Source organism: Sporosarcina sp. Marseille-Q4943 (assembly GCF_943736995.1).
Taxonomy (GTDB): domain Bacteria; phylum Bacillota; class Bacilli; order Bacillales_A; family Planococcaceae; genus Sporosarcina.
On record NZ_OX031157.1, the window covers coordinates 196,375 to 220,286 of the forward strand.

General features: G+C 45.3%; 26 protein-coding genes. All 26 read right to left on the reverse strand.

Annotated features, from left to right (window positions below):
- Positions 1–9: 9 nt before the first annotated feature.
- On the reverse strand, positions 10–516 hold the full coding sequence (locus NIT04_RS09780) for a ubiquinol-cytochrome c reductase iron-sulfur subunit (RefSeq protein ID WP_305880116.1): 507 nt from the start codon (positions 514–516) through the stop codon (positions 10–12).
- Positions 517–741: 225 nt separating this feature from the next.
- Complete coding sequence (locus NIT04_RS09785) at positions 742–1,191, reverse strand: DUF2487 family protein (protein WP_252503430.1); 450 nt, start codon at positions 1,189–1,191, stop codon at positions 742–744.
- A gap of 58 nt (positions 1,192–1,249) precedes the next feature.
- A complete protein-coding gene (locus NIT04_RS09790; protein WP_252503431.1) occupies positions 1,250–1,801 on the reverse strand; it encodes a ReoY family proteolytic degradation factor in 552 nt (183 codons plus the stop codon).
- Between the two features lies 1 nt (position 1,802).
- Positions 1,803–3,065, reverse strand: a complete 1,263-nt coding sequence (locus NIT04_RS09795; RefSeq protein ID WP_252503432.1) for a tetratricopeptide repeat protein — start codon at positions 3,063–3,065, stop codon at positions 1,803–1,805.
- Positions 3,066–3,107: 42 nt separating this feature from the next.
- Positions 3,108–4,415, reverse strand: coding sequence for a 3-phosphoshikimate 1-carboxyvinyltransferase (aroA, locus tag NIT04_RS09800; RefSeq protein ID WP_252503433.1), 1,308 nt, complete (start codon positions 4,413–4,415; stop codon positions 3,108–3,110).
- A gap of 16 nt (positions 4,416–4,431) precedes the next feature.
- Positions 4,432–5,547 (reverse strand): prephenate dehydrogenase, encoded by a 1,116-nt coding sequence (locus tag NIT04_RS09805; protein WP_252503434.1) that lies wholly within the window; start codon positions 5,545–5,547, stop codon positions 4,432–4,434.
- 2 nt (positions 5,548–5,549) lie between these two features.
- Positions 5,550–6,644 (reverse strand): histidinol-phosphate transaminase, encoded by a 1,095-nt coding sequence (hisC, locus tag NIT04_RS09810; protein ID WP_252503435.1) that lies wholly within the window; start codon positions 6,642–6,644, stop codon positions 5,550–5,552.
- Between the two features lie 25 nt (positions 6,645–6,669).
- Positions 6,670–7,035, reverse strand: coding sequence for a chorismate mutase (gene aroH / locus NIT04_RS09815; RefSeq protein WP_252503436.1), 366 nt, complete (start codon positions 7,033–7,035; stop codon positions 6,670–6,672).
- Positions 7,032–8,138 (reverse strand): 3-dehydroquinate synthase, encoded by a 1,107-nt coding sequence (gene aroB / locus NIT04_RS09820; RefSeq protein ID WP_252503437.1) that lies wholly within the window; start codon positions 8,136–8,138, stop codon positions 7,032–7,034. The genes aroH and aroB overlap by 4 nt, the downstream gene beginning before the upstream one ends.
- 1 nt (position 8,139) lies before the next feature.
- Positions 8,140–9,321 (reverse strand): chorismate synthase, encoded by a 1,182-nt coding sequence (gene aroC / locus NIT04_RS09825; RefSeq protein WP_252503438.1) that lies wholly within the window; start codon positions 9,319–9,321, stop codon positions 8,140–8,142.
- A gap of 152 nt (positions 9,322–9,473) precedes the next feature.
- Complete coding sequence (locus tag NIT04_RS09830; protein WP_252503439.1) at positions 9,474–10,244, reverse strand: protein-glutamate O-methyltransferase CheR; 771 nt, start codon at positions 10,242–10,244, stop codon at positions 9,474–9,476.
- A gap of 658 nt (positions 10,245–10,902) precedes the next feature.
- Positions 10,903–11,349, reverse strand: a complete 447-nt coding sequence (ndk, locus tag NIT04_RS09835; RefSeq protein ID WP_252503440.1) for a nucleoside-diphosphate kinase — start codon at positions 11,347–11,349, stop codon at positions 10,903–10,905.
- An 88-nt stretch (positions 11,350–11,437) separates the two neighbouring features.
- Positions 11,438–12,412, reverse strand: a complete 975-nt coding sequence (locus NIT04_RS09840; RefSeq protein ID WP_252503442.1) for a polyprenyl synthetase family protein — start codon at positions 12,410–12,412, stop codon at positions 11,438–11,440.
- Between the two features lie 25 nt (positions 12,413–12,437).
- Positions 12,438–13,133 (reverse strand): demethylmenaquinone methyltransferase, encoded by a 696-nt coding sequence (locus NIT04_RS09845; protein ID WP_252503443.1) that lies wholly within the window; start codon positions 13,131–13,133, stop codon positions 12,438–12,440.
- A 19-nt stretch (positions 13,134–13,152) separates the two neighbouring features.
- Entirely contained in the window at positions 13,153–13,887 is a 735-nt protein-coding gene (locus NIT04_RS09850; RefSeq protein WP_252503444.1) for a heptaprenyl diphosphate synthase component 1, read from the reverse strand.
- A 47-nt stretch (positions 13,888–13,934) separates the two neighbouring features.
- Complete coding sequence (mtrB, locus tag NIT04_RS09855) at positions 13,935–14,156, reverse strand: trp RNA-binding attenuation protein MtrB (RefSeq protein ID WP_252503445.1); 222 nt, start codon at positions 14,154–14,156, stop codon at positions 13,935–13,937.
- A gap of 71 nt (positions 14,157–14,227) precedes the next feature.
- The gene (gene folE / locus NIT04_RS09860; RefSeq protein WP_252503446.1) at positions 14,228–14,791 is read right to left on the reverse strand and encodes a GTP cyclohydrolase I FolE; all 564 of its coding nucleotides are present in this window, start codon (positions 14,789–14,791) and stop codon (positions 14,228–14,230) included.
- A 646-nt stretch (positions 14,792–15,437) separates the two neighbouring features.
- Positions 15,438–15,710 (reverse strand): HU family DNA-binding protein, encoded by a 273-nt coding sequence (locus tag NIT04_RS09865; protein ID WP_147059822.1) that lies wholly within the window; start codon positions 15,708–15,710, stop codon positions 15,438–15,440.
- Positions 15,711–16,121: 411 nt separating this feature from the next.
- Positions 16,122–17,600 carry a stage IV sporulation protein A gene (spoIVA, locus tag NIT04_RS09870; protein WP_252503447.1) on the reverse strand — a complete coding sequence of 493 codons (1,479 nt, stop codon included), beginning with the start codon at positions 17,598–17,600 and terminating at the stop codon, positions 16,122–16,124.
- 97 nt (positions 17,601–17,697) lie between these two features.
- Positions 17,698–18,420: a hypothetical protein gene (locus tag NIT04_RS09875; RefSeq protein ID WP_252503448.1), complete on the reverse strand. Its 723-nt coding sequence runs from the start codon at positions 18,418–18,420 to the stop codon at positions 17,698–17,700.
- Positions 18,417–18,623 (reverse strand): DUF2768 domain-containing protein, encoded by a 207-nt coding sequence (locus tag NIT04_RS09880; RefSeq protein ID WP_252503449.1) that lies wholly within the window; start codon positions 18,621–18,623, stop codon positions 18,417–18,419. Before NIT04_RS09880 ends, NIT04_RS09875 begins: the two co-directional genes overlap by 4 nt.
- Before the next feature lie 30 nt (positions 18,624–18,653).
- Positions 18,654–19,673, reverse strand: coding sequence for an NAD(P)H-dependent glycerol-3-phosphate dehydrogenase (locus NIT04_RS09885; RefSeq protein ID WP_252503450.1), 1,020 nt, complete (start codon positions 19,671–19,673; stop codon positions 18,654–18,656).
- 48 nt (positions 19,674–19,721) lie between these two features.
- Complete coding sequence (gene der / locus NIT04_RS09890; protein ID WP_252503451.1) at positions 19,722–21,032, reverse strand: ribosome biogenesis GTPase Der; 1,311 nt, start codon at positions 21,030–21,032, stop codon at positions 19,722–19,724.
- A gap of 121 nt (positions 21,033–21,153) precedes the next feature.
- Entirely contained in the window at positions 21,154–22,293 is a 1,140-nt protein-coding gene (gene rpsA / locus NIT04_RS09895; RefSeq protein ID WP_252503452.1) for a 30S ribosomal protein S1, read from the reverse strand.
- Between the two features lie 80 nt (positions 22,294–22,373).
- Positions 22,374–22,955, reverse strand: a complete 582-nt coding sequence (locus NIT04_RS09900) for a 1-acyl-sn-glycerol-3-phosphate acyltransferase (RefSeq protein WP_252503453.1) — start codon at positions 22,953–22,955, stop codon at positions 22,374–22,376.
- Positions 22,952–23,629 carry a (d)CMP kinase gene (gene cmk / locus NIT04_RS09905; protein ID WP_252503454.1) on the reverse strand — a complete coding sequence of 226 codons (678 nt, stop codon included), beginning with the start codon at positions 23,627–23,629 and terminating at the stop codon, positions 22,952–22,954. Before cmk ends, NIT04_RS09900 begins: the two co-directional genes overlap by 4 nt.
- Between the last annotated feature and the right edge of the window lie 283 nt (positions 23,630–23,912).

Here is a 23,912-nt window from a genome sequence, read left to right on the forward strand (position 1 = left end):
CCTTACATTTTAAACTAATGTGTTTGGAACCGTCTTTCCAAGATGGACATAGCCATCCACGACTTCGACCACATACTCATCAAGCGGTCCGAGTGGTGGAGATCCCGGTATGTTTTTACCATTTTTCTCGTAACGTCCATTATGGCAAGGGCAGAAGAATTCATTCTTATACTTCGCGTCGCCTTCCCAGTTCACCGTGCATCCAAGGTGCTTACAGACAGGAGAAAGTGCGATGACTGTATCGCCTTCTTTATAGACCCAAGCAGTGTTCGATACATCGGATTTGTACCATCCGTCTTTACGATCTTTAATAGTAAAGTCAACACGGACAGGCGTTTCAGTCAACTCGTCCACTTTTTGAGGTGTCGGAACGAACTCCCCTTCACCTTTTGGTTGCAATACTGGATCGACCGCAAAGCGGACCATCGGCATCAATGTAGCTGAAACCATGAATCCACCGACACCCATCAATGTGTAGCTCAGGAATTGGCGTCTAGACACTTTGCTGCTCATCAGTTTCCCTCCTCTTACTCCAAAATCAGTCCAACGGACATACTTTTGCTAATTGTAATACTAGGACATATCTATGATATATCAATATTAATGTAAATTCAATCAAGTGTTCAGCTGTACGTGCAGATTGTGAACAATTCATGAATTTTACACATGTCCCAATCATATCCACTCAACTTTCATAGTAGTAGAGTGCGAGATTCGGCCTTCTATGTAGCGATGTAGCGCTTATTGCTTCGACCACTGCTCCGTGAATTTCGGCAATGCTTGACGCAGCTGATCTTCGAGAATGGATTGACGCAATGATGCATCCATGTTTTCCAATGGAATGGATGGCATCCAAATGACTTGTCCAGGCAACTCCATCGATGTCCAAGCATGATCGGTCGTCAAGAAGAAAACATGCTTGAAAGTCGTGTCAGAAAACGCCTGCAATGTCGTTTGCGCCATTTGCTGTTGGTCGGTTGTCGAAGTGTAGGCAAATGGCGGTGCAAACATCATCCTCCCCTTGAATTGTGTTTCAATGAGGGAAGCAAGATGCATGACGAATTCTGTCGAAGAAGCGCTTGTCTTCATATTATCTATCTTCGTTTCAACTTTTACAAGCGGAATCACCAATGTATCAATATATTCTTTCTGTTGCAAATATGTATCCATATCCTTGCCTGTCCAATTCATCTAAAACCAGCCCCCTAAAAATAATCATACAAATGACTCCATCAAGAAGACGGAGTCATTAGTCTTTTGTAATCTTCATATCGTTCAACATTGCCGACAGGATGAGAAACCGCTCCCGATCATTGGCATCGAGCGCCTCATCGACCCTTTTCATAAGCAAATCCAAGGACATAGAGGCAGCGCTTTCCTCAAGAAGCTGCTCAGCAATCTTCCGATCCCGTGCACTCACTTGCAGTTCTGCAGGCAGGAACGGATTTTCCTCCCGTACGCTTGCATATTGCGGGCATGCATGGCTGTTCGGGAAATTCAGTTGGATATACATTTTTTCTTCAGGATGTAGACGTAAATCATGAAATGATTTTTCCGCATCCGCAGTCATTAGGTTACCTTTGTAAAAACGGAAAGGGATGCTTTCCGAATTTATTGTTGAAATAACCATCGCCCGCGGACAATAATGTGCTTCATCCGTAAAGTGGACGTTTTGAAGAAGTTGCTCATGGCTAAGAAGATAATTCAGAATCCACACACATTCCCGGCGCTTTAATTTATAGCGCTTTAAAAACCACCGTACGAAGTCTTTTTTGGCAGCGACAGGAATCATGGCTGTCATATCACACCTCCTCGTCATTCAACGTTTCAAGAAAACCGGTCCATTCTTCTTGTTGTGAAATCGAAACCAATGTCTTAACTACTTCGATAGCTTCATCCCGTTTTCCTTCATCCAGAAGGAATCTTGCGTACTTATCCAAAAATGATGGATCATCTTTCATTCCAGCATATGCCTTACTGTAAGATACGTATGCATGTGCATATTGTTCCTCTCTTTCCAGTGCATATGCTTTAAATGCAGACAGTAGCGGAATATCCATTTGCGCTTCATTTAATTCCGTAAGCAATCTAATTAGTTCTTCATCGTCTTCTCTTTCATTGTAAAGAGAGGCGAGTGTAACTATGGCATCTATATATTCTGGATCCAACGCAATCGCATGCTCTAAATGTTCTTCCGCTTCAAGGGGCAATCCGAGCTTTAATGCCGATTTGCCTGCCGACAGCCGAAGTTCCTTGTCGAATTCATCGCGCTTGATGCCTTGCTTGAATAATTCATATGCCTTCCCGTCATCCCCCAATTGTGAATATGCTTGACCAGCGAGCATATAAGCAGAGAAATAATCAGGATCCATCCCAATTAAATCTTCGAGCAATTGGATAGACCTGTCCGGCTGATTGCTCTGGTAATAGGCAAACGCCGCCCCGAAAAGAGTGTCGGGAAGCTGCTCGTCTTTCAGAAGCTCTTCATAATATGGCAGCGCTTCCTCATAAGCTGCCCCAGCGCTATACGTTTCAGCGAGTCGGAGCGGGATCACCGTTCCAGCGATCTCATGATGGCCTTGTTTGTAAAGTTCTGCGTATAACTTAGCAGCTTCGAGATATCTTCCTGCATCGAGCAGCAGTTCGGCATACGCAAATCGGATGACAGGCTCATGCGGCGATCGCGAAAGAGCCTCTTTCACCTTTCCAAGCGCCGCCTCCGCCATGCCAATCATCTGATAATGATCAGCGAGCGCTAACAGTGCCTGGGTATATTCCTCCTGATCGGGCGTCACTTCCGAAAGCAATAGTAATGCATCATCCTCATCACCGAGCTCCATCAATGTATTTGCCCGGTCAATTTTTAATTGGGGCTCATCAGGCATATAGGAGATCAATATTTCATAAATATAGTCCGCTTGACCGACATATCCGTAATCAACCAATAAACCTGCAGCTTCATATAGCAAGTCGAGGTCCCCGGCCTTTTCCGCACGATCAATCAGTTCATTAACTAGCTCGATATCCCCATCGAGTACCGCTTTTTCAAAATCATGTAACTGCATCATATTTTCACCTGATCCTTCATGTTGTATACATTAGGAAAATTATTCTTCACTACGTGCTTTTACGAGTTGTGACAGATGATCAAAGAAGTTCGGATAGGAAATGGCGATGCAAGACGGGTCTTCAATATGGATTGAACCAGCTGATACTAATGCCGCAATGGCAGCCATCATACCTATTCTGTGATCGCCGTAAGATTTCAGTTCTCCGCCTGACAAGGCTGTCGGTCCTTCTATGATCATCCCGTCCTCCGTCGCTTCCACTTTCGCACCGAGCTTCGTCAGCTCATCCGTGACCGCGGCAATGCGGTCGGTTTCCTTCACGCGCAGTTCCGCAGCGTCCTTGATAACTGTCGTACCCGTCGCCTGGGTTGCGAGCAGGGCAATGATCGGCAGTTCATCGATAAGTGTCGGAATGATATCTCCACTTATCTCAATCCCTTCCAACCTGGCATGCGCCACTTTGACTACTCCATAATGTTCGCCTTTTTCACTGTTATGTTCAAGTACTTCCACTTCGGCTCCCATTTGACGTAATACTTCAATAATTCCCGTTCTCGTCGGATTCAGACCGACATCTTTAAATTCCACTTCACTGTCTTCGATCATAGCCGCCGCCGCCATGAAAAATGCAGCGGATGAAATATCGCCGGGAACGATTACGTTCGTCCCCGTCAACACTTGTCCTCCTTGGATGCTTACAGTATTCCCATCCTGGACAAGCTCAGCTCCGAACTGTTTAAGCATCCTCTCCGTATGATCCCTTGAAACGGCGGTTTCTCTGACGACTGTTTCTCCTTTTGCGTTCAATCCTGCGAAAAGAATCGCAGATTTCACTTGTGCACTTGCCACAGGCATTTGATAGTCAATTCCTTCAAGCGTCGAGCCGACAATTGTAAGTGGAAGGAAATCACCTTCCGCTTTGCCTGAAATTGAGGCTCCCATTGATTGCAAAGGTGTTGTCACTCTTTTCATCGGTCGCTTAGATAATGAAGCATCGCCAGTCAATGTGGAAGTGACCGTCGAACCAGACAATATTCCGAGCATCAGTCTCGCAGTTGTTCCGGAATTACCCGCATAAAGCTCTTCAGCAGGGGCTGTCCAGTTCTTAATTCCAGGACTATTAATCAAGACATCTGTTCCATTCCGTTCGATGGAGACGCCTAATCGCTTGAAAATCTCGATTGTTCGTAAGCAATCCTCTCCATCAAGGAATCCTTTTATCTTCGTACGGCCTTCCGCTATCGACCCTAGCATGATAGCACGATGGGAAATGGATTTGTCCCCTGGCACTTTCAAAGAACCTTTTACTATCGGCTTGTTGAATTTCACTGTTTTCGTATCAATCATGAAGAGTCCTCCCTATTTAGAGAATATGCATGCTGTAATCCGTTTTCTTTTCAAGAAGTGTCCTAGCAGCCTTACGGTCGTCCGCCGTCTGAAAACTGACGACAAGGATACCATATACATCGGTGCGTGTTTCCACAATCCGTATATTCGTTATGCTGATTTGTTCATCGGCAAGTATTTTCGTAATTTCAGATATGACACCAGGATGATCAGGAATATCGATATGCAAATCGAAAGTCATATACAAAGCTCCTTGCACCGCACCTTTGAAAGTTGAAGGCAAACGGTCTCGGAACTCCTTCGCTTCGAAAAAGAAGTCGTATATCCGATCGGGATCATTTTCAAGGATCATTGAACGGATCGAATTCATTTCCTTCAGCCAGCCATCCAATTGTCCAAGTAATTCATCCCGGTTTTGAATCGTAATATCCCGCCACATCGTCGGATCCGCCGAAGCGATGCGAGTCAAGTCACGAAAACCGCCCGCAGCTAGATCTTTTACGAAAGGCTGCTCTTTTTCCTGATCAGCCAGCCTTCCGACGAGGGAAGAGGCGATAATATGAGGGAAGTGACTAACGATCGCTGTCATCCGATCATGCTCGGCCGCATCCAAAATGACGATTTTTCCTTTTGAAGGCGTTAATAGATTGGACAGCCTATTGATTTGTTCAGCACTCGCACTTTGGGAAGGCGTTAACACGTAATAGGCATTTTCAAACAGATGCCCTTTCGCTGCAGCGATGCCGCTTTTATGGGAACCTGCCATCGGGTGCCCGCCAATGAATGTCAATCCTCTATCTTGAAGTCTTTCAGCGGCTTGCATGATCGGATTTTTTGTACTTCCCGTGTCCGATAGGATGACATTTTCCTTGAACGTCCATTCCAAAGCCTCTTCCATCAATGTGATTGTCGTATTCACTGGAGTCGCAAAAATGACGTAATCAGCTTTTTCGCAAGCCGCTCTTGCTGAAGGAGCAATCGTATCAACAATTCCCCGGCGGTATGCTTCGTCCGCAGTTGCATAGGAACGGTCAAACCCCGTTATATGTATATTGCGTCCCCCACGCTTCAATGCAAGAGCTAAGGAGCCGCCTATGAGACCTAAGCCAATAATCGCTACATTTTCATTCATTGTTATCTACCTTTTTCTTGTAATAAAAGAGTAAACGCCTGAAGCAACCCTGTATTCTGCTCTTCCGTCCCCATCGTAATCCTTACATATCCAGGCGTTCCGAGTGCATTGCCGCTTCTGACGATATAACCGTGCTTCAAGAGGAATTCGGCAGCTTCATCAGCATCTCCTGGCACTTCAATCAAAACAAAGTTCGTTTCGGAATCAAACATGTGGATTCCTTTTTCAGCAGCGAAAACTTCATAACGTTTTCTTTGCTTCTCATTTAACTCTCGGCAATTTTCGATGAATGCCTCATCTTCCAAAGCCTTGCTTGCAACCGCTACAGCAAGTGTATTGTTATTGAATGGGTTTCGCACTTTATTCAACTCAGTAATAATAACTGACGAGCCGACCGCATAACCTATTCTGAAGGATGCAAGGCCATACGCTTTCGAGAATGTACGCATGACGAGAATGTTTGGAAAACGATTCAAAAACGTTATTGAATCGATATTTTGCGGATCCGTCACATATTCAAAATAAGCCTCATCCAAAACAACGAGGATATTTTTTGGTACCTGTTCTAAAAAGTGTTCCAGTTCATCACTCGGGATTAGAGTGCCGGTTGGATTGTTTGGATTGCACACCCAAATGACTGCGGTTTGTCCATTTATCGCACCGATGTAATCATTTAAGTCGAGGCGTCCATCCTTTAGAGGTATTTCCGTTATATCGGCCCCTTCAATTCTTGCATTGTGGGCGTATTGCGGAAACGATGGAGTTGGCATGATCGTATGAACATGTTCGTCAAGCAATGCACGAGATATGATCGAGATGATTTCGTCTGATCCATTTCCGAAGAGGATCGATTCTTCATCGACACCGTGCTTCTCAGCCAGTTTCGCGCGAAGGTTTGTCGCATGGCCATCCGGGTAAATTTCAAACGGCATTGTGGTGCTGCCTAAAAACTCAGCTACGGTAGAAGCGCAACCATATGGGTTTTCATTTGAAGCCAATTTTACGACTTCATCCAAGCGATACGCCTTTTTCACATCTTCAGTCGATCTGCCAGGTTTGTAGGGATTCATAGTACTTAGAGCTTTTTTCCATCGCATATGTATTCCTCCGGTCGAATGTCTTTTAGTTTTGCAAATCAGGTCGTAGCTTTACTGCTTCATTTTGATAAATATGCTTTATATCCATTTGTCTCGCTTCAGAATTGACATGCATGAGAATCCGGATGCATAGCGGCATTGATCCTGGAACGTCCATTTCATGTGTACACATGACCGGTACGTATTTCCATCCGTCCAGTGTCCTGACTGCTTTTGCAGGAAATGCCGATTCAATATCCCGCGTCGTTGAAACGATGACTGAAACGATATCGTCAGGAGCTACGCCATTTTCTTCTGCCATTTCCATTACCAATGTTCGTGTAGCTTCTAGAACTATATCTGATTGATCTGAGACAACGGTAGTCGCCCCCCTTACCCCTCTTACTGTCATAACCGCTCCCCCATTCGAATTCTTTTCTGCAATTCAAGAAAAACCTGTTCACATTCTTTCGCTGATACTTTTTTCACAAAGGGTTTGCCCAGCTTTTCCAGCATGACGAAATTCATTTCCCCGAATGCAGCTTTTTTATCTTTTTCCATGTATACAAGGAAACTGTTAAATGAATGCTCCATTACCGGAGCAAACGAATAGCCATTATCCATCGCGAATTGAATGAAACGATTGGTGAATGATGCTTCGACCTTTCCGTGGCGCTCACTTAGGATGAAGCTATAAGCCATGCCAATCATGACGCATTCTCCATGACTCAGCCCACCGAAGCCGCAAACCGCTTCGACAGCGTGGCCGAATGTATGCCCGAAGTTCAAAAACTTCCTTGTGGAATGTTCAAATTCATCTTCCGCAACAATGTCCACCTTCACTTGAATCCCTTTCAAAAGCTCTGTCGACAGCCAGCTTTCCGTCGGGTTGGAGAAAGTCATTTCGCTTAGAAGCATTTCAGCCCACTCCGCATCAGAAATGAATGCATGCTTGATCAATTCCGCCATACCGGAGCGGATTTCACGAGGCGGCAATGTCGTTAACAGCTTCGTATTAAAGAGAACCGCCGCCGGCTGATGGAAAGAGCCCACCATGTTTTTTCCTTCCGGCAAATTGATGGCCGTCTTTCCGCCTACTGCGCTGTCATGGGCAAGAATGGTTGTTGGACATTGAATGAATCTGATTCCCCTCATGTAAGTAGCAGCGACAAATCCTGCCAAATCTCCGCAAGCCCCTCCTCCGAATGCGATGAGGATGGAGTTTCGGGTGAAATTCTCCCTTACTAAATACGATTGGCATTCAAAATAGACTTCCTGTGTTTTGCACTTCTCCCCGGGAGGAACGATTTTCACCTTTGGCGTAACACCAGCATGTTGTAAAGCATCTAACAGAACAGGCAAGTGCAGTTCTCCGGCTCGTTCATCAGCGATGACACCGACCTGATCGGCACTTTGCAACAAACCGTTATATTTGGATGAAAACAAATCATATACATTGTCATCGATATGCACATCATAATACGCATCAGGCAATTGAACGGTCAGTTTCCCCATGTCAGAACCCCTTTACATATTGTCGGTACCGCTCGATTTCCTCTTTCAAGCCGTCCATCGTATCCGATCGGAATTCCTCCATGATCGCTTTTGCCATTTCGGTTGCAATGACATGCTCAGCTACGACAGAAGCTGCCGGCACAGCACAAGGATCCGATCTCTCAATTGTCGCCACAAAAGGCTCCTTCGTATCAATATCCACACTTTCAAGCGGTTTGTATAGGGTCGGGATCGGCTTCATGACACCTCGGATAACGATCGGCATGCCGGTCGTCATTCCGCCTTCAAGACCACCGAGCCGATTTGACTTGCGATAGTAGCCAAGTTCTTCCGACCATGCAATTTCATCATGGACTTCACTTCCAGGTTTTTGTGCCATTTTAAAGCCCAAACCGAACTCGACGCCTTTGAATGCATTAATGCTCATCATGGCTCCAGCGAGCTTCCCATCCATCTTCCGATCAAACTGGACATAGCTTCCGATTCCCGGCGGGCAGCCTTCAACGATGACCTCTACGACTCCACCGAGCGTATCTCCACGTCCTTTAATATCATCAATGGCAGCAACCATACGGGCAGAAGCCTCTTGATCCGCACAATAGACGGGATCATTGTGGATGATATCTCTTAGTTCATCAATAGGCAATCCGGAATACGAGCCAGGATCAGTTGTGATGCCTCCGATTTCCGTCACATGTGCAATCGTGTGGATGTCTAATTGACGAAGAAACTGCTTTGCTACAGCACCTACTGCTACTCGCATCGTCGTCTCCCTTGCAGAAGATCTTTCCAGGACATTCCGCAGATCGCGGTGTCCATACTTCATGCCGCCGACAAGATCCGCATGCCCGGGTCGTGGTCTTGTGATTTGTCTTTTGATATCTTCGGGATTCACATCATCCGCTAACGGTTCGACTCCCATAATGCTCGTCCAATGCTTCCAGTCATCATTGACGACTGTCAATGTCACAGGTGATCCGAGCGTCTTCCCATGCCTTACACCGGACGTGATGAGCACCTGATCTTTTTCTATTTGCATTCGACGACCTCGTCCATGGCCGCCTTGACGCCTTTTTAATTCATCGTTGATCATTTCTGCCGTCAACGGCATTTGAGCGGGCAACCCTTCAATAATGGCTGTCAATTGTGGTCCGTGTGACTCGCCAGCTGTAAAAAACCTCATTCCATTTCCTCCTTTATCTCTCTAGTTAAGGATGGAGTAAACATCCGTTTCATAGCACTTTATCAAACTAAAACAATTTTGACTATAGGTATTAATGAAAAAATCCGGATATTTTCCGGATTTCTAAGATAAATCGAAATGAAAACGTTTTCTCAAAGTTTCCTGTAAAAGAATGTCTCTTCTGATTCGAAGCCGTATTTCGATGGATTAAAAATCTGTTCAGTGCTTCCGACGAAAAGGATTCCACCTGGCTTTAACGCTTTCGAAAAATCGGAGTAGATTTGATCCTTCGCCTCTTCCGTAAAGTAAATCATCACATTCCGGCATACGATTAGGTCGAAACCCGAACCGTACGGATCCCTTAAAAGGTTCTGTTGTTTGAACTGGACTGTCTTTTTTATTTCATCTTTCACTTGGTAATGCTGTCCTTCATTGACAAAATACTTGTCCAGCACATTTTTCGGAACTTCTTTCAACGACCTATCCGGATAGAGGCCGACTTTCGCACGCTCCAGTACTCCCGCGTCGAGATCCGTCGCTAATATCGATATGTCTCTTAATGGCACGTGGGATGATAAGACCATGGCTAGCGAATAGGGTTCTTCGCCGGTGGAACAGGCGGCACTCCATATTTTCAGTTTTTTATTTTGGGCTAGTAGCATAGGGAAAATCTTTTTTTCAAGGACATCCCACCGTTGTGCGTTCCGGTAAAATTCCGAAACATTGATTGTCATCCTGTCGAGGAATTCGTCTAGTAGGTGGTTGTCGTTATGTATGGCGGTATAATAATCCGAAAAGTTTCGAAATCCCCTTTTCTCATATAGGGAGGTGAGCCTTCTTTTCATTTGGGCTTCTTTGTATAGTGATAAGTCGATTCCAGTCTTTTTCTTTATTTTCGATATGAAATCGATGTAGTCAGACATAGTAATCCCCCTGGTAATCTTTTTCACCTATTATACCGGAAAGAACACGCCAAATGTGTTACTTTCCAAATGTGTCTACAATTGGACAAAGATATATCTGAAAGAAGCAGGAGATATTCCTTATAACAGGATTTACGCTTCAGGCGGACGCTTTCCGGGGGGCGGGCGGTGAGCCGCTTCCTACGCTTCGCTTCGTCCAGGGTCTCACCTGTCCCGCTAATCCCCCAGGAGTCGCCGCCTTTCGCTTCAATCCTTATTAGTCGATTTGAAATGAAATTAATAACATAAAATGTACGAGAGAATTTAATGCCTTTATTGCTTATGATTTTCCGGGTATCTTATTGTGTTTTACTTTGTATATGGATAGCTGCAGTTGTTTGGAGTGTAAGCGCGAGATTCCTGCGAACGCTGTTACGAAGAACAGCGTTTGCGAGCACAAGCGCAGTGTTGCGAGCAGAATTAGGATGCCTTAATTTCTGAAAAAGGCGCAGAAATACGGCAAATCGAACTCTTCGTGGTTCGATTGGCTGAGGCGACGCCCGCGGAAAGCGAGTGCTGGAACGGAAAACAACTTCCCAAGTTGCAGGCTATTTATTATATTTCATTTAACAAAAAAACAGCCCCGCGTTTGACCGCGAGGCTGTTTGATAGTTGCTGATTAGTTGATCCAGCTAACCATTGATTTGTCATAGCTGACAAGCTCTTCTTCTTTGAAGAAAAGATTGATTTCACGAACTGCAGATTCAGGTGAATCTGAACCGTGGATGATGTTTTTGCCGACAGTTACAGCGAAATCGCCACGGATTGTTCCAGGAGCTGATTCCTTTGGATTTGTCGCACCCATCATCAAACGTGCTGTTGAGATAACGTTTTCACCTTCCCAAACCATAGCGAAAACTGGTCCAGAAGTGATGAAGTCTACAAGCTCCCCGAAGAAAGGGCGCTCCTTATGTTCGCCGTAGTGCTGCTCAGCAAGCTCTTGGCTGATTTGCATCAATTTACCGCCCACCAACGTGAAACCTTTGCTTTCAAAACGGCTTACGATTTCACCGATTAGGTTACGTTGAACGCCATCAGGTTTAACCATTAAAAATGTTCTTTCCATTTATAAACAACTCCTTCATGTATGTATGGAATTTTATCCTTACTGATCTTACCATTCGGATCACAATCTTTCAACTGGTATCCTCAGCTTAGAACTTTCTTTTTCCGAGGAAGTCCGCAATTTGCAGAAGTGCCTTCTTCGCGTCATTATCAGGCAAAGACTCCACTTCCGCAATCGCTTTCCTCAAGTACATATCGCTAACTTGCTGCGATTTTTCGATAGCGCCTGATTGGCGGATATAGGCAAGCATACGGCCGCGCTCATCCTCCGTCAATGAACCGTCGAAAGAACGGTTCAAAAATGGTTGGAATTCAGGGTCATCTTTTATGTATAACGTCGGCAATGTCAAATGTCCGTTCAACAGATCACTTCCTGCAGGCTTTCCAAGCTTTTCATCCGTCGACGTAATGTCGAGGATATCATCGACGATTTGGAATGCCATCCCTGCAAAATAGCCGAACCTCTTCAACTTCCCGACAACTTCCGGGCTAGCATTGGAGACAAGCGCTCCCAATTCACAACTGGAAGAGAGCAGTAATGCTGTTTTCCTCTTGATGCGACGTAAATAGTCTCGGAAAGTCTGATCCGTTTTTTGTTGGTATTCAAATTGAATAATCTCGCCCTTACAAATCTCCAACATCGTTTCCGCAAGTAATTGGTGAACAGCTGGCATTTCAATTTCTCCGATGGAGACGAGTGCACGCGAAAAGATATAGTCGCCGGTATACATTGCAATCCGGTTATTCCATCTTGCCTTCACCGTCTCAAATCCTCTGCGGACATCGGAATCATCAATGACATCATCATGCACTAAGGACGCCATGTGTATCAATTCCAGCGATACTGCCACTTTCGCCACATTTTCCATCGAATATTCACCGAACTTGGATGAAAGGATGACAAATATAGGACGTATCCTTTTTCCGCCTGCCCGCAGGAGCAGGAGGGATGCTTGTCGAATGACCGGGGAAGAGGAGTCGACGGATCGTTCAAGTTCCTTTTCGATGAATGACAGATCCTTTCGGAAATCTGCGTAAAGCGACATTAACTTCAATTTCTCCAAGACGATTACCTTCCCCTACTTGCAATTATTTGAATGCGATGTGCCCTGCTGCAGCCCCACCGCTATACTTCTTATAAGACACTTCCTGAAAACCGGCATCTACGAACATTTGGGCAAGCTGCTCCGCTCCAGGGAAGTCGTCCGCCGATTCTTGGAGCCATGAATACTCTTCGTAGCTTTTGGCAAAAAGCTTTCCAAATAAAGGCATGATGTATTTAAAATAAAAACGGAATAATTGGCGGTATACCGGAATTTCGGATTGTGACGTCTCCAAGCATGCAGCCATCCCACCTGGCTTCAGCACACGGTTCATTTCTTTAAGGACTTGTCCATAATCCGGAACGTTACGTAGCCCGAATCCGATTGTCACGTAATCGAAACTATTGTCTGGGAAAGGCAATTCCATCGCATTTCCCTGAATCAGATCCACCATATCGTATTTAGCGACTTTAGGTCTTCCAGATGCAAGCATACTTTCACTGAAATCAAGCCCGGTTACATAGCCGTCGGGGCCGACAGCCTCGGCCAAGGAAATTGTCCAATCTGCCGTACCGCAGCAAACATCCAATGCCCGGGATCCTTTTTTGACATCCATCCGCTTCATAATATCATTACGCCAATTTTTATGTTGGTTAAAGCTGATGACGGAATTCATCTTATCGTAATCAACAGCGATCTTCTCAAAGACGTGATGGACTTTCTCTTCTTTGGACGTCCCCATGAGTCTTTCCCTTCTTTCTCTAAGTAGGTTTACCTAATAGCGGCGTCGCAAACCTATGAATTTCCTGCCTTAAAAAAGGAGTCAAAAACCCTGCTTCGGCAAGCTCATTTTGCAACCTTGAAGATAATACAGAAATGGCATCTTCAATATCTGCCTTTTTAATTCTGTTACCTGACCATACACGCTCGATGGCCGGGTCATTCTTCAACTTCTTGAAGAACCAAATGAGCCCCAATGCCGTTTCAGCAATTTTCGTGTATCTTGAAAAACCATATCTTCTATAAAATTCACCGATACAACCTGATTCAATGCTAGTCATCGAATCGATGAGCATCTCAGTTCCATCGTATTCTTCCATCAACAGATCCGTTTTCGTCTCGTTAATGTGCCCGATCATTTCCGACATGGATGTGATGAGCTTGAAATCGGGAAGTGAAGATAACAATCGATAGTGGATGCCGCTGAAATGATCCCCTGATAGGACCATTAGCTGTTGCTCCTTGGAAGTAGCATCTAAGATATCCACTCTATCATGCATGTCGAAGGCCGCATGTACAGCGCCTACTGCAATCGCAGATATATTCTGCTCAGAAGTCCATTCCTCGTCATTCAACAACGGTAAAAGGAGGAAAAACGCCTTCGCTTCGTCAAGTGGCATCTTCCCAAGCTCCCTGTCCAATATGGGCTCTTGTATGGATTGTTCGACTTCGCTTATATAGTTTTGTATATATCGATTGATAGTTTGTCTGTCCATCTTCGGTTCTCCATTCCAAGACCATGTGTGAGTAGGGTCCAGTATGTCTATTCTTTCCCTTCACTGTAGACAATACCGTGCGCCGAATGAATTTCGGCTTTGCCTCGAATTTTCATGGCCGACGTATGCTCAGTGAATTGGGCAATCATCACTTCCCCACGATCTAACTTTTCGGTGTGATGAAACTTTGTATCATTGCCTCTTGTCAGTCCGATGACATTCACGCCGTCTTCTTGCGCTTTGATCATAATAAATTCAGGGTGTGACATTTTTTCATCTCCTGTCATCCATATACATCACATCATATCATAGAAATGAATTGATCCGCAAAGCTATCAGATCACTTCAGAAGAGACAGAATTTCTGCTCTTTTCACATCGTCATGCTCGTAAATACCACGTGCGACCGTTGTTACTGTTTTGGCACCGGGCTTTTTAATCCCTCTCATCGTCATGCACATATGTTCCGCCTCGACAATGACATAGACGCCGATCGGATTGAGCATGTCCATCATGGCGTTAGCTACAGTTGACGTAATCCTTTCCTGCAATTGTGGCCGTTTAGCAGTCGTTTCGACAGCTCTAGCCAATTTACTCAGTCCGGCAACGACTCCGTTGCGCGGTATGTATGCAATATGGGCATGTCCATAGAACGGCACGAGATGGTGTTCGCACATTGAGTGGAACGGAATGTCTTTTACTAGTACCACTTCGTCGTGATTCTCATGGAATACCGTTTCGAAATATTGTTTTGGATCTTTATGTAGTCCTTCAAAAACTTCCGCGTACATTTTTGCTACCCGTTTCGGGGTGTCGAGCAATCCTTCCCGTTCGGTGTCCTCACCTATCGCTTCTAGGATCATCGAAACTGCTTTCTCTATCTTACCGAGATCCACTTCTGTCATACAGACTTCCTCCTCATCGCAATCTAATGCTATTCCTTCAAAGATAGTAGCATACTCGCACGGATACGTACAGTAAGCGGATTGACTGATAATAACGGATTTCCGCTTCAGGCTGACGCTTTCCGGGGGGCGGGCGGCGAGCCAATCGAACAGCGAAGGGTTCGATTTGCCGTATTTCTGCGCCATTTGCAGAAATTAAGGCAGCCTGCAATATCCTGCTCGCAGATGCCGTTCTTTGTAACGGCGTTCGCTTATCCCCCAGGAGTCGCAGCCTTTCGCTCCAATCCTTTGAATGCATTTGGACAATTTGTTCAAATAAAAGAAAGTAATTAATAACACTAATGAGTTGAACATTTAGATTCTTAATTAATAATTTTCTTTAACCTTGCACATAACTGCAGTTGCTTGTAGTGCAAGCGCGAGACTCCTGCGGGAATAGCGTTAGCCAAAGACCTCACAGCAGCGAAGCGGCGAGGAGGCTAAGGCAACGCCCGCGGAAAGCGAGTGCTTGAACGGAAAGCAACTGCCTGTGCTATAGGCTGTTCTTAAGTTCGAGTTAGATATATTAATAACAGTTACATAAAAGGAGCCCGTCCACATGTATGTCAAGAGACATTGCGGAAGGGCTCCTATGTAAACTTAAAGATTACTTAACAGCATCTTTAAGCGCTTTACCTGCTTTGAACGCAGGAACTTTGCTTGCTGCGATTTCGATTTCTTCTCCGGATTGTGGGTTACGCCCTTTACGAGCAGCACGCTCACGTACTTCGAAGTTACCGAATCCGATCAATTGTACTTTATCACCTTTTGCAAGTGTCGATTGGATTGTATCGAATACAGCTTCAACCGCTTTAGTAGCGTCTTTTTTCGTCAGACCTGCCGCTTCGGCAACTGAGTTGATCAATTCTGTTTTGTTCACACCATTCACCTCCTCTCAAAGGATAGCTTCCGCTTTTCTTATTGTCCAGCTCCGGCGGCCAGGCGCTCGGGTCATAAGCAGACCCTACTGTACGGCAAAAAGCGCCGTTTCGTAGGGCTGTCTTATGCCTGTCGCGCCTAGGCAGGCCGCCTCCGCTTTTCTTTGTCCAGCTCCGGGCGGCAGCCTCTCGGGTCGCTTCAGCTTTGAAATAAAGGCAAAGAACGCCTTTATATTCAAACCTTCCAGCGCCTGTCGAGGCTTACCGCCGCCCTCCGCTTTTCTTTACTGTAAGTAGAGTAACATACTCAAAACCGCGGTGCAACAATATTATCAGCGTTTCCATCAAATTTGGCTTATTTGACCAAAAACAGAAAAAGACCCGTAATATACGGATCTTCCTAGTGTATATACCTATACAATAAACGTTATCATGCCTTTATTGCCGTCATTGACCATTTGCTCGATTGTTTCTCTAAGCCTTTTCCTAGCGTTCGGCGGGACGGAAGATGTCTTGAATCGGATGCTTTCCTTCATCACTTCATGCAACGGTGTGCCGAAGAGCTGTGTCTGCCAAAGAGCATCCCTATCATGCAAGTAAGCGTTTTTCAATTCCTTCAGCAAGTGGTGGCTATGGAATTCAGAGCCGATCAATGGCGAGAATTCCGCGTCCATGTCGATACGGATGATATGAAGGGATGGGGCTGCCGCCTTCATTCGGACGCCGTAGAAGTTATTCTCCTTGATAAGTTCCGGTGGTGACGGCTGAAAATCGTCAATTGTAGGCAAAGCAACTCCGTAACCGCTCTTTTTGGCGGTTTCGATTGCTTCTGAGTACATATCATATGATTTTTTCGCTTTGACAGCGTCTTTAACAAAAAGGAGCCAATCTTTTTTTGTTTTCATTTCCTGTTGCATGATGTCTTCGCAGACTTCACGGAATGCTTGCTCATCCATTTCAATATTTACAGTAGCTTTTCCTTTCCCCGCATCCACTTCGACGACTTCCGCATGCCTGACGTACTTTTCATCCTTCAGGCGTTCTGCCAGCTCTTGTACTTTCCGGATTTTAGATGCAACGAGGAATCCTTCATTGATGACATTGTCGATTGCTGCATTCAGCTCATGGTCGGATCCCAGTACGTCCATCCAATCCGGCTTTTGCACTTCAATGTCCGTGATCGGAAACTCGTATAAAGCTTCCTTCAAAATCAGTTGGATTTCCTGGGCGTTCAATTGATCTGCACTAATGGCGATGACCGGCACCCCATGCCGTTCATGCAATTGGTCCTTCAAGGCAACTGTCTTGTCATGGGCCGGCATTTTGGAATTCAAGACAATGACAAAAGGCTTACCGATTTCCTTTAGCTTGCCTACGATTTCCTCTTCGGCCACCTCCGCAGCCGCTCTTGGAATATTGTTCACTGTCCCGTCCGTCGTCACTAGTATACCTATTGTGGAGTGGTCTCGAATTACTTTGTCCGTGCCGATGCGTGCCGCTTCTTCGAACGGGATTGGTTCGTTATGCCATGGAGTATGGACGTATTTTGGACCGTCCTCATCCTCGTATCCTTTTACTCCATCAATTACATAACCGACACAGTCCGCAAGCCTAACTTGGAAGGATAGTTCCCCCTCCCCGATCGATACTTGGGTGCCTTGTGCTGGAACGAATTTCGGTTCAGACGTCATAATGACCGGACCTGGCGAGCTTTGAGGCAATTCATCTTGCGCCCTTGCCCTATCACCTGCATCCGTCATATTCGGTATGACAACCTCCTCCATCACCCTTTTAACGAAAGTCGATTTTCCGACACGAACAGGGCCGACCACACCTATATAAATATCCCCGTCCGTTCTCCTAGCCAGATTTTCATATAATTCCTCTTTCATACTTAGCCCTCCTTTTTTCGCGCATATTAGTTTATGTAAACGAAAAACGTTTCATGCTAAAAATGCATGAAACGTTTTGATTTCCCTATGATGTTTGTTACTTCTTGTTCATAAAGACAGGTTCGTTTTTTTCATTAACCGTATAAGGCAATGAATAGGCAGGCAAGATTGGGTTGGATTCGGACAGAAGGTGACGGATGTCTTCCCCTTCTATTACATCCGGTTTTTCCTCTTGCAAGATCCTGTTCAAGTCTATGGAATAGTCTACATAAAAATGACCGTCTCCTCCAACGACAATCGGCAGCAATGCGTCAGAATATGGACTTTCAACTTTCAAAGGTTCCTTGAACCCCATCGCTTCGAAGTCGATCTCATACACATTTTCTCCGACTGGATCTTTAAACGGGAGTTTCCCATTAATATGCCTTCTAAGGTTCAAATCACGAATCCGCTCTGCGGTTCTCAAATCAACAAGTTTTACAGTCGGATTTTCCTCGACATCCATCAGTACATATTGGTAAATACCACCGTTCTCATAGGCGTTGGACGGGATTTTTTCCGTATAAGCCGGCACGATCTTGGAAAATTCAATCGGATACTTTATGTACAAATCCGTTTCTTCTTCTCTCGTCTTAATAGGAAGAAGGCCCCCGGTATTTTCCTTATATGCATTGACCGCTTTTTGAATTGCTTCGATTTGGTCTTCGTAAGGATTTTCCCGCACAGATTTATCATCAGCCGGATACATGCATCCCGATAGAAGAAGCAAAACGGCAGCGATTGAAATAAACAATGCGGATTTATTTCTGATTATATTCATCTCGCTCCCCCCGTTGGCCCGCTGAATACAAGGTAAACCATCGCGAAAAATGAAAAGATCAATAAGGAATACGCGATAAGGGCAAATAAGAATTTTATTAATCTATTTGATAGTTTATGTCTGCTCAAATAGATGAGTCCCATGGAAATTGCCATGAAACCCATTGCATAAAACGACAGCCACATTTTATCCAAAGAGGACAAATGAATCATCCTTTCGTATCTCAGAACAACTTATTTGAAAAAAATATCTTCAATTTCTTGTTTTTTCATCCTGTTCATAAGCTGATCGACAGCTTCCTTCGGCGGGACATTATCAAAGAGGACTGAATACAACGCCTCAGTCAACGGCATTGACACGTCAAAGCGTTTGGAAAGTTGATAGGCGGCCTTTGTCGTACGGACACCTTCAATGACCATCCCCATACCGGAGACGACATCATCCAACGATTTCCCCTGGCCCAACATATTGCCTGCCTTCCAATTCCTTGAATGGACGCTTGTACAAGTTACAATCAGGTCTCCAAGACCGGTCAAGCCTGAAAATGTAAGAGGATTTGCCCCCATTTTCACACCGAGTCTCGTGATTTCAGCTAAACCTCGGGTAATAAGCGCCGCTTTGGCATTATCCCCATAGCCAATGCCGTCGGTGATCCCGGCAGCAAGTGCGATGACATTCTTCAATGCAGCCCCCAGTTCAACACCGACCAGATCATCATTCGTATAAACACGGAAGTAATGATTCATGAATAGATCTTGTACATGCTCCGCGGCCTCCTGATCAAAGGAAGCAGCCGTGATTGTCGTCGGATGGCGAAGAACGACCTCCTCGGCGTGGCTCGGACCTGACAGCGCAACAATCGCCTTTCTATTGTCCGGTGATACTTCTTCCTCAATCACTTCGGAAATCCGCTTCAAAGTATCCGGCTCGATTCCTTTTGAAACATGGACGATCAGCTTGGAATTGCCTGCAAGCTTATTGATGTCCGCACACAGGTCCCGGATGGCTTTCGTCGGTACTGCAATGACTATAACATCGGCATGCTGTACAGCCGCTGCCAGATCGGATGTGGCGTTTAGATTCGCAGGCAATGTAATGCCCGGCAAATAAGAAGCATTTGTATGTTTTTCATTAATTTCGGCGGATTGTTCCGCCCTTCTTGTCCAAAGCAGGCAATCATGTTCATTTTCTGCAAGGACGAATGCGATGGCAGTCCCCCAGCTTCCTGCCCCGATCACTGACACTCTTTCCATTTCATTCACCTCATTATCAATTACGAACTATAAGCTGGATTACGTTCATCAGCTTCTTGCGCGTGTAATCAGTCGGATCGGAGTTCCCTCAAACCCAAAGGATTCCCTTAGGCGATTTTGAAGAAATCTTTCATATGAAAAGTGCATCAATTCCGGTTCGTTGACAAAAACAACGAAGACCGGGGGCTTGACCGCCACTTGTGTTGCATAATAGATGCGCAATCTGCGTCCTTTGTCGGAAGGTGCAGGGTTGCGTGCAACGGCATCCTCAATTACTTCGTTCAAGACACTCGATTGGATGCGCATAGCATGGTTTTCACTGATCATTTTTATTTGGTCAAACAACGTTGTGACGCGTTGCTTCGTTTTTGCAGAAACATAGGCGATTGGCGCGTAATCAAGGAATAGGAAATTCTTGCGGATGTCTTCGGTGAAACGATTCATCGTTTTATCGTCTTTCTCGACAGCATCCCATTTATTCACTACAAACATGATGCCTTTTCCGGCTTCTTCTGCATATCCTGCAATCCGTTTGTCCTGTTCGCGGATCCCTTCCTCACCGTTAATGACAATCAACACTACATCCGATCGGTCAATAGCTTTCAGCGCCCGTAAAACACTGTATTTCTCCATGTTTTCGTACACCTTGCCTTTTTTACGCATGCCGGCTGTATCGATAATTTTATACTTTTGACCTTCATACTCATAGGTAGTATCGATGGCATCCGTTGTCGTTCCGGCTACGTCACTCACAATGACCCGCTCTTCTCCGAGCAAAGCGTTCACGAGCGAAGATTTCCCTACGTTCGGTCTTCCGATCAATGAAAAACGGATGACGTCATCCTCTTCGATTTCTTCGCCAGCTTCCGGGAAACTTGCAGCAACAGCATCCAGCAAATCTCCGAGCCCAATTCCATGAGAACCCGAAATTGGATACGGGTCGCCAAAACCGAGTGAATAGAAATCGTAAATCATATCGCGCATATCCGGATTATCGATTTTATTCACCGCTAACACTACAGGCTTCTTCGTTTTGTAAAGAATCTTGGCAACATGCTCGTCCGCGTCAGTCACACCTTCACGTCCATTTGTCAAGAAGATGATGACATCGGCTTCATCGATTGCAATTTCCGCTTGCAGCCTGATTTGTTCCAGGAATGGCTCATCACCGATATCGATGCCGCCAGTATCAATCAAATTAAAATCATGCGCGAGCCAATCTGCCGAGCTATATATCCGGTCCCTCGTTACGCCAGCCACGTCCTCCACTATCGAAATTCGTTCTCCAACGATTCGGTTGAAGATGGTCGACTTTCCTACATTCGGCCTTCCAACGATCGCTACGGTTGGTTTACTCATTATTAAACACCCTTCCAATATATCTCTTGTGTATTATACACAAAAAAGATGATGATGCCTATGTAAGCACCATCACCCATACAGTTGCAATTCATTCTTCTGTTCGATAATTTGACAAAAATTACTCAGTGAACTTTTTCAGTTGATCTCCGATGACATCGCTTAAGGAGAAGCCCGTTTCTTCTTTCATTTCATAATCACCGTATGATTCGGTTTCTTCCTTCTCAAGAAGGTCTTTGATGCTGAGGGATAGTCTTTTTTCCTCCGCATTTACGTCGACAACTTTCACATCGACTTTTTGACCTTCCTGGAGCACTTCATGAGGCGTTCCGATGTGCTGGTGGGAAATCCGTGAAATGTGGACGAGCCCTTCTACACCCGGGAATACTTCAACGAATGCACCGTAGGATACGAGGCGCTTTACAGTGCCTTCAAAGACAGATCCTTTCGGCGCTCTTTCTTCAATGTTTTCCCACGGTCCAGGCAGTGTCTCTTTGATTGATAATGAAATACGTTCCGAATCGCGGTCGACTGAAAGAACTTTCACTTTCACTTTCTCTCCTTCTTTCAACACGTCGGAAACTTTTTCGACATGCTCATGGGAAAGCTGTGAAATATGCACTAAGCCGTCCACACCGCCGATATCGACAAAAGCTCCGAAAGAAGCGATTCGTTGGACAGTTCCTTCGAGCACTTGCCCTTCTTTCAATTCTTCAAGGATCTCTTCTTTTTTATGTGCTTTTTCCTCTTGAAGGACGGCGCGATGAGAAAGGATAAGACGATTTTTCTCCTTGTCCATTTCAACGATTTTGAATTCCATCGTACGCCCTTTATAGTCTTCAAAAGATTCAACGAAATGATCTTCAACAAGTGATGCCGGGATGAAACCGCGAACGCCGAGATCGACTACGAGTCCGCCTTTTACGACATCCTTTACTTCCGTTTCGATCGTTTCTTTGTTATTGAATTTCTCTTCTAAGGAATCCCAAGCATTGTCCGCATCGACTTTCCTTTTGGAAAGGACATAATTTTCATCTTCCACTTTTGTGATGATCAACTCTAGTTCATCTCCGACTTGTACTGCATCGGATGCTTTTTCAATGTGGAGACTTGATAGTTCACTGATGGGGATGACACCATCAAACGGTGCTCCAGTAATTTCGACCAATACGGATTTGTCTTCGATCTTCGTCACTTTGCCAGTGACACGGTCGCCTTCTTTATATCCGTTCATTTCATCCAAATTCATTTCTTCAGTCATATGTAGTCCTCCTCCATAATGAATCCTATCTCTATATTATTCGAATCGATGCATAAAAACAAAAAATTACCCTTATCAATTTATTTATGCTCTTCCAAAAGGCTACGGATTTCATTCATGATCACTTCTGTCACTTCTTCAGCAGACGCCTTGTTTTCCCGGTATGGAGCCATCTTGATTGGTTTGCCGTAGACCACCTTCAACGTGCGGAATGGCTTATACGGTCCGATGATAGCGCACGGCATCACATCCGCATCCCCTTTTAACGCAAAGAAGCCCGCTCCCGCAAGCCCTTTTCCAAGTTCACCGGTCTTGCTTCTTGTCCCTTCCGGAAACATGCCGACGACTTCGCCGCCCCTTAATAGTTTCAAAGCCTTCCTGAAAGCTTCACGATCGCTCATACCCCGTTTAACAGGAAAGGCGTTCACTTTTGGAAGAATCGTTTTCAGGATCGGAACATTGAATAGTTCCTCCTTCGCCATGAAGTGAACGGTTCGTGGGCAAGTCATTCCAACGACAGGCGGATCGAGATTGTCAATGTGGTTCGTGCATAGAAGCACTCCACCTTCGACAGGGAAATTTTCCGTGCCTATGACTTTTACACGGTAAAGCGGATAAAATATCGTACTGACGAGAAATTTTCCGAAAGGATATAAATTCATCTTTCCATCCTCATTTCCGCGAGTTCGATTACTTTGTCGACCACTTCGTCGATAGACATGGAAGTCGTATCGAGGAGTATAGCATCCTCCGCTTGCTTCAGAGGGGAGACTTCCCTTTCACTATCTGCGCGGTCGCGCTTTTCGATTTCCTCTTTCAGTTGGCTGAGCGATGAATGAATGCCTCGCTTTTCATTTTCCTGAAAACGCCTTTCAGCCCTCTCGTTAACGGAAGCGGTCATGAATATTTTTAAATCGGCATTCGGAAGAACTTCCGTCCCGATGTCACGCCCGTCCATAACGACGCCTGAGTCGTTCGCAAGCTTCCTCTGCTTATCCACCATCATTTCCCGGACTGTCGAATGTGCAGCCACTTTGGAGACAGCTGCAGTCACCTCGCGAGATCTGATTTCGTCCGAACAATCGACACCATCTATCCATACAGCTTGGCCTCCATTTTCGGGGATCAATAGAATTTCCGTCTCCTCCAGCAACTCCGCCAAGCCGTGATCACTATCCATATTTATGCTCGACTGGATTGCTTTATGCGTCAAAGCGCGATACATAGCTCCTGTATCGATGTAGGTGTAACCTAATTTCTGAGCAATCCTTTTTGCAATCGTGCTTTTGCCTGCAGCTGCAGGCCCGTCAATTGCAATAATAATTCCTTTTAACATATCATCTACCCCCGAATTCAATTCGAAAACATTGTATCACAATCTAGCTTCAGGTGGCAGGTGCTCGGGTCATAAGTTTAAGCTGCTTCGTGGCAAAGAACGCCACTTCGCATCTTCTCCTTATGCCTGTCGCACCTAGACGCCACCTTCAGCTTTTTATCAATCTAACTTCAGGTGGCAGGTGCTCGGGTCATAAGTCTAAGTTGCTTTGAAAGCCGTCACGAAGAACGGCTTTTGCGAGTAAAAGCGAAGCGTTACGAGCATGGTACGCCACTCCGCATCT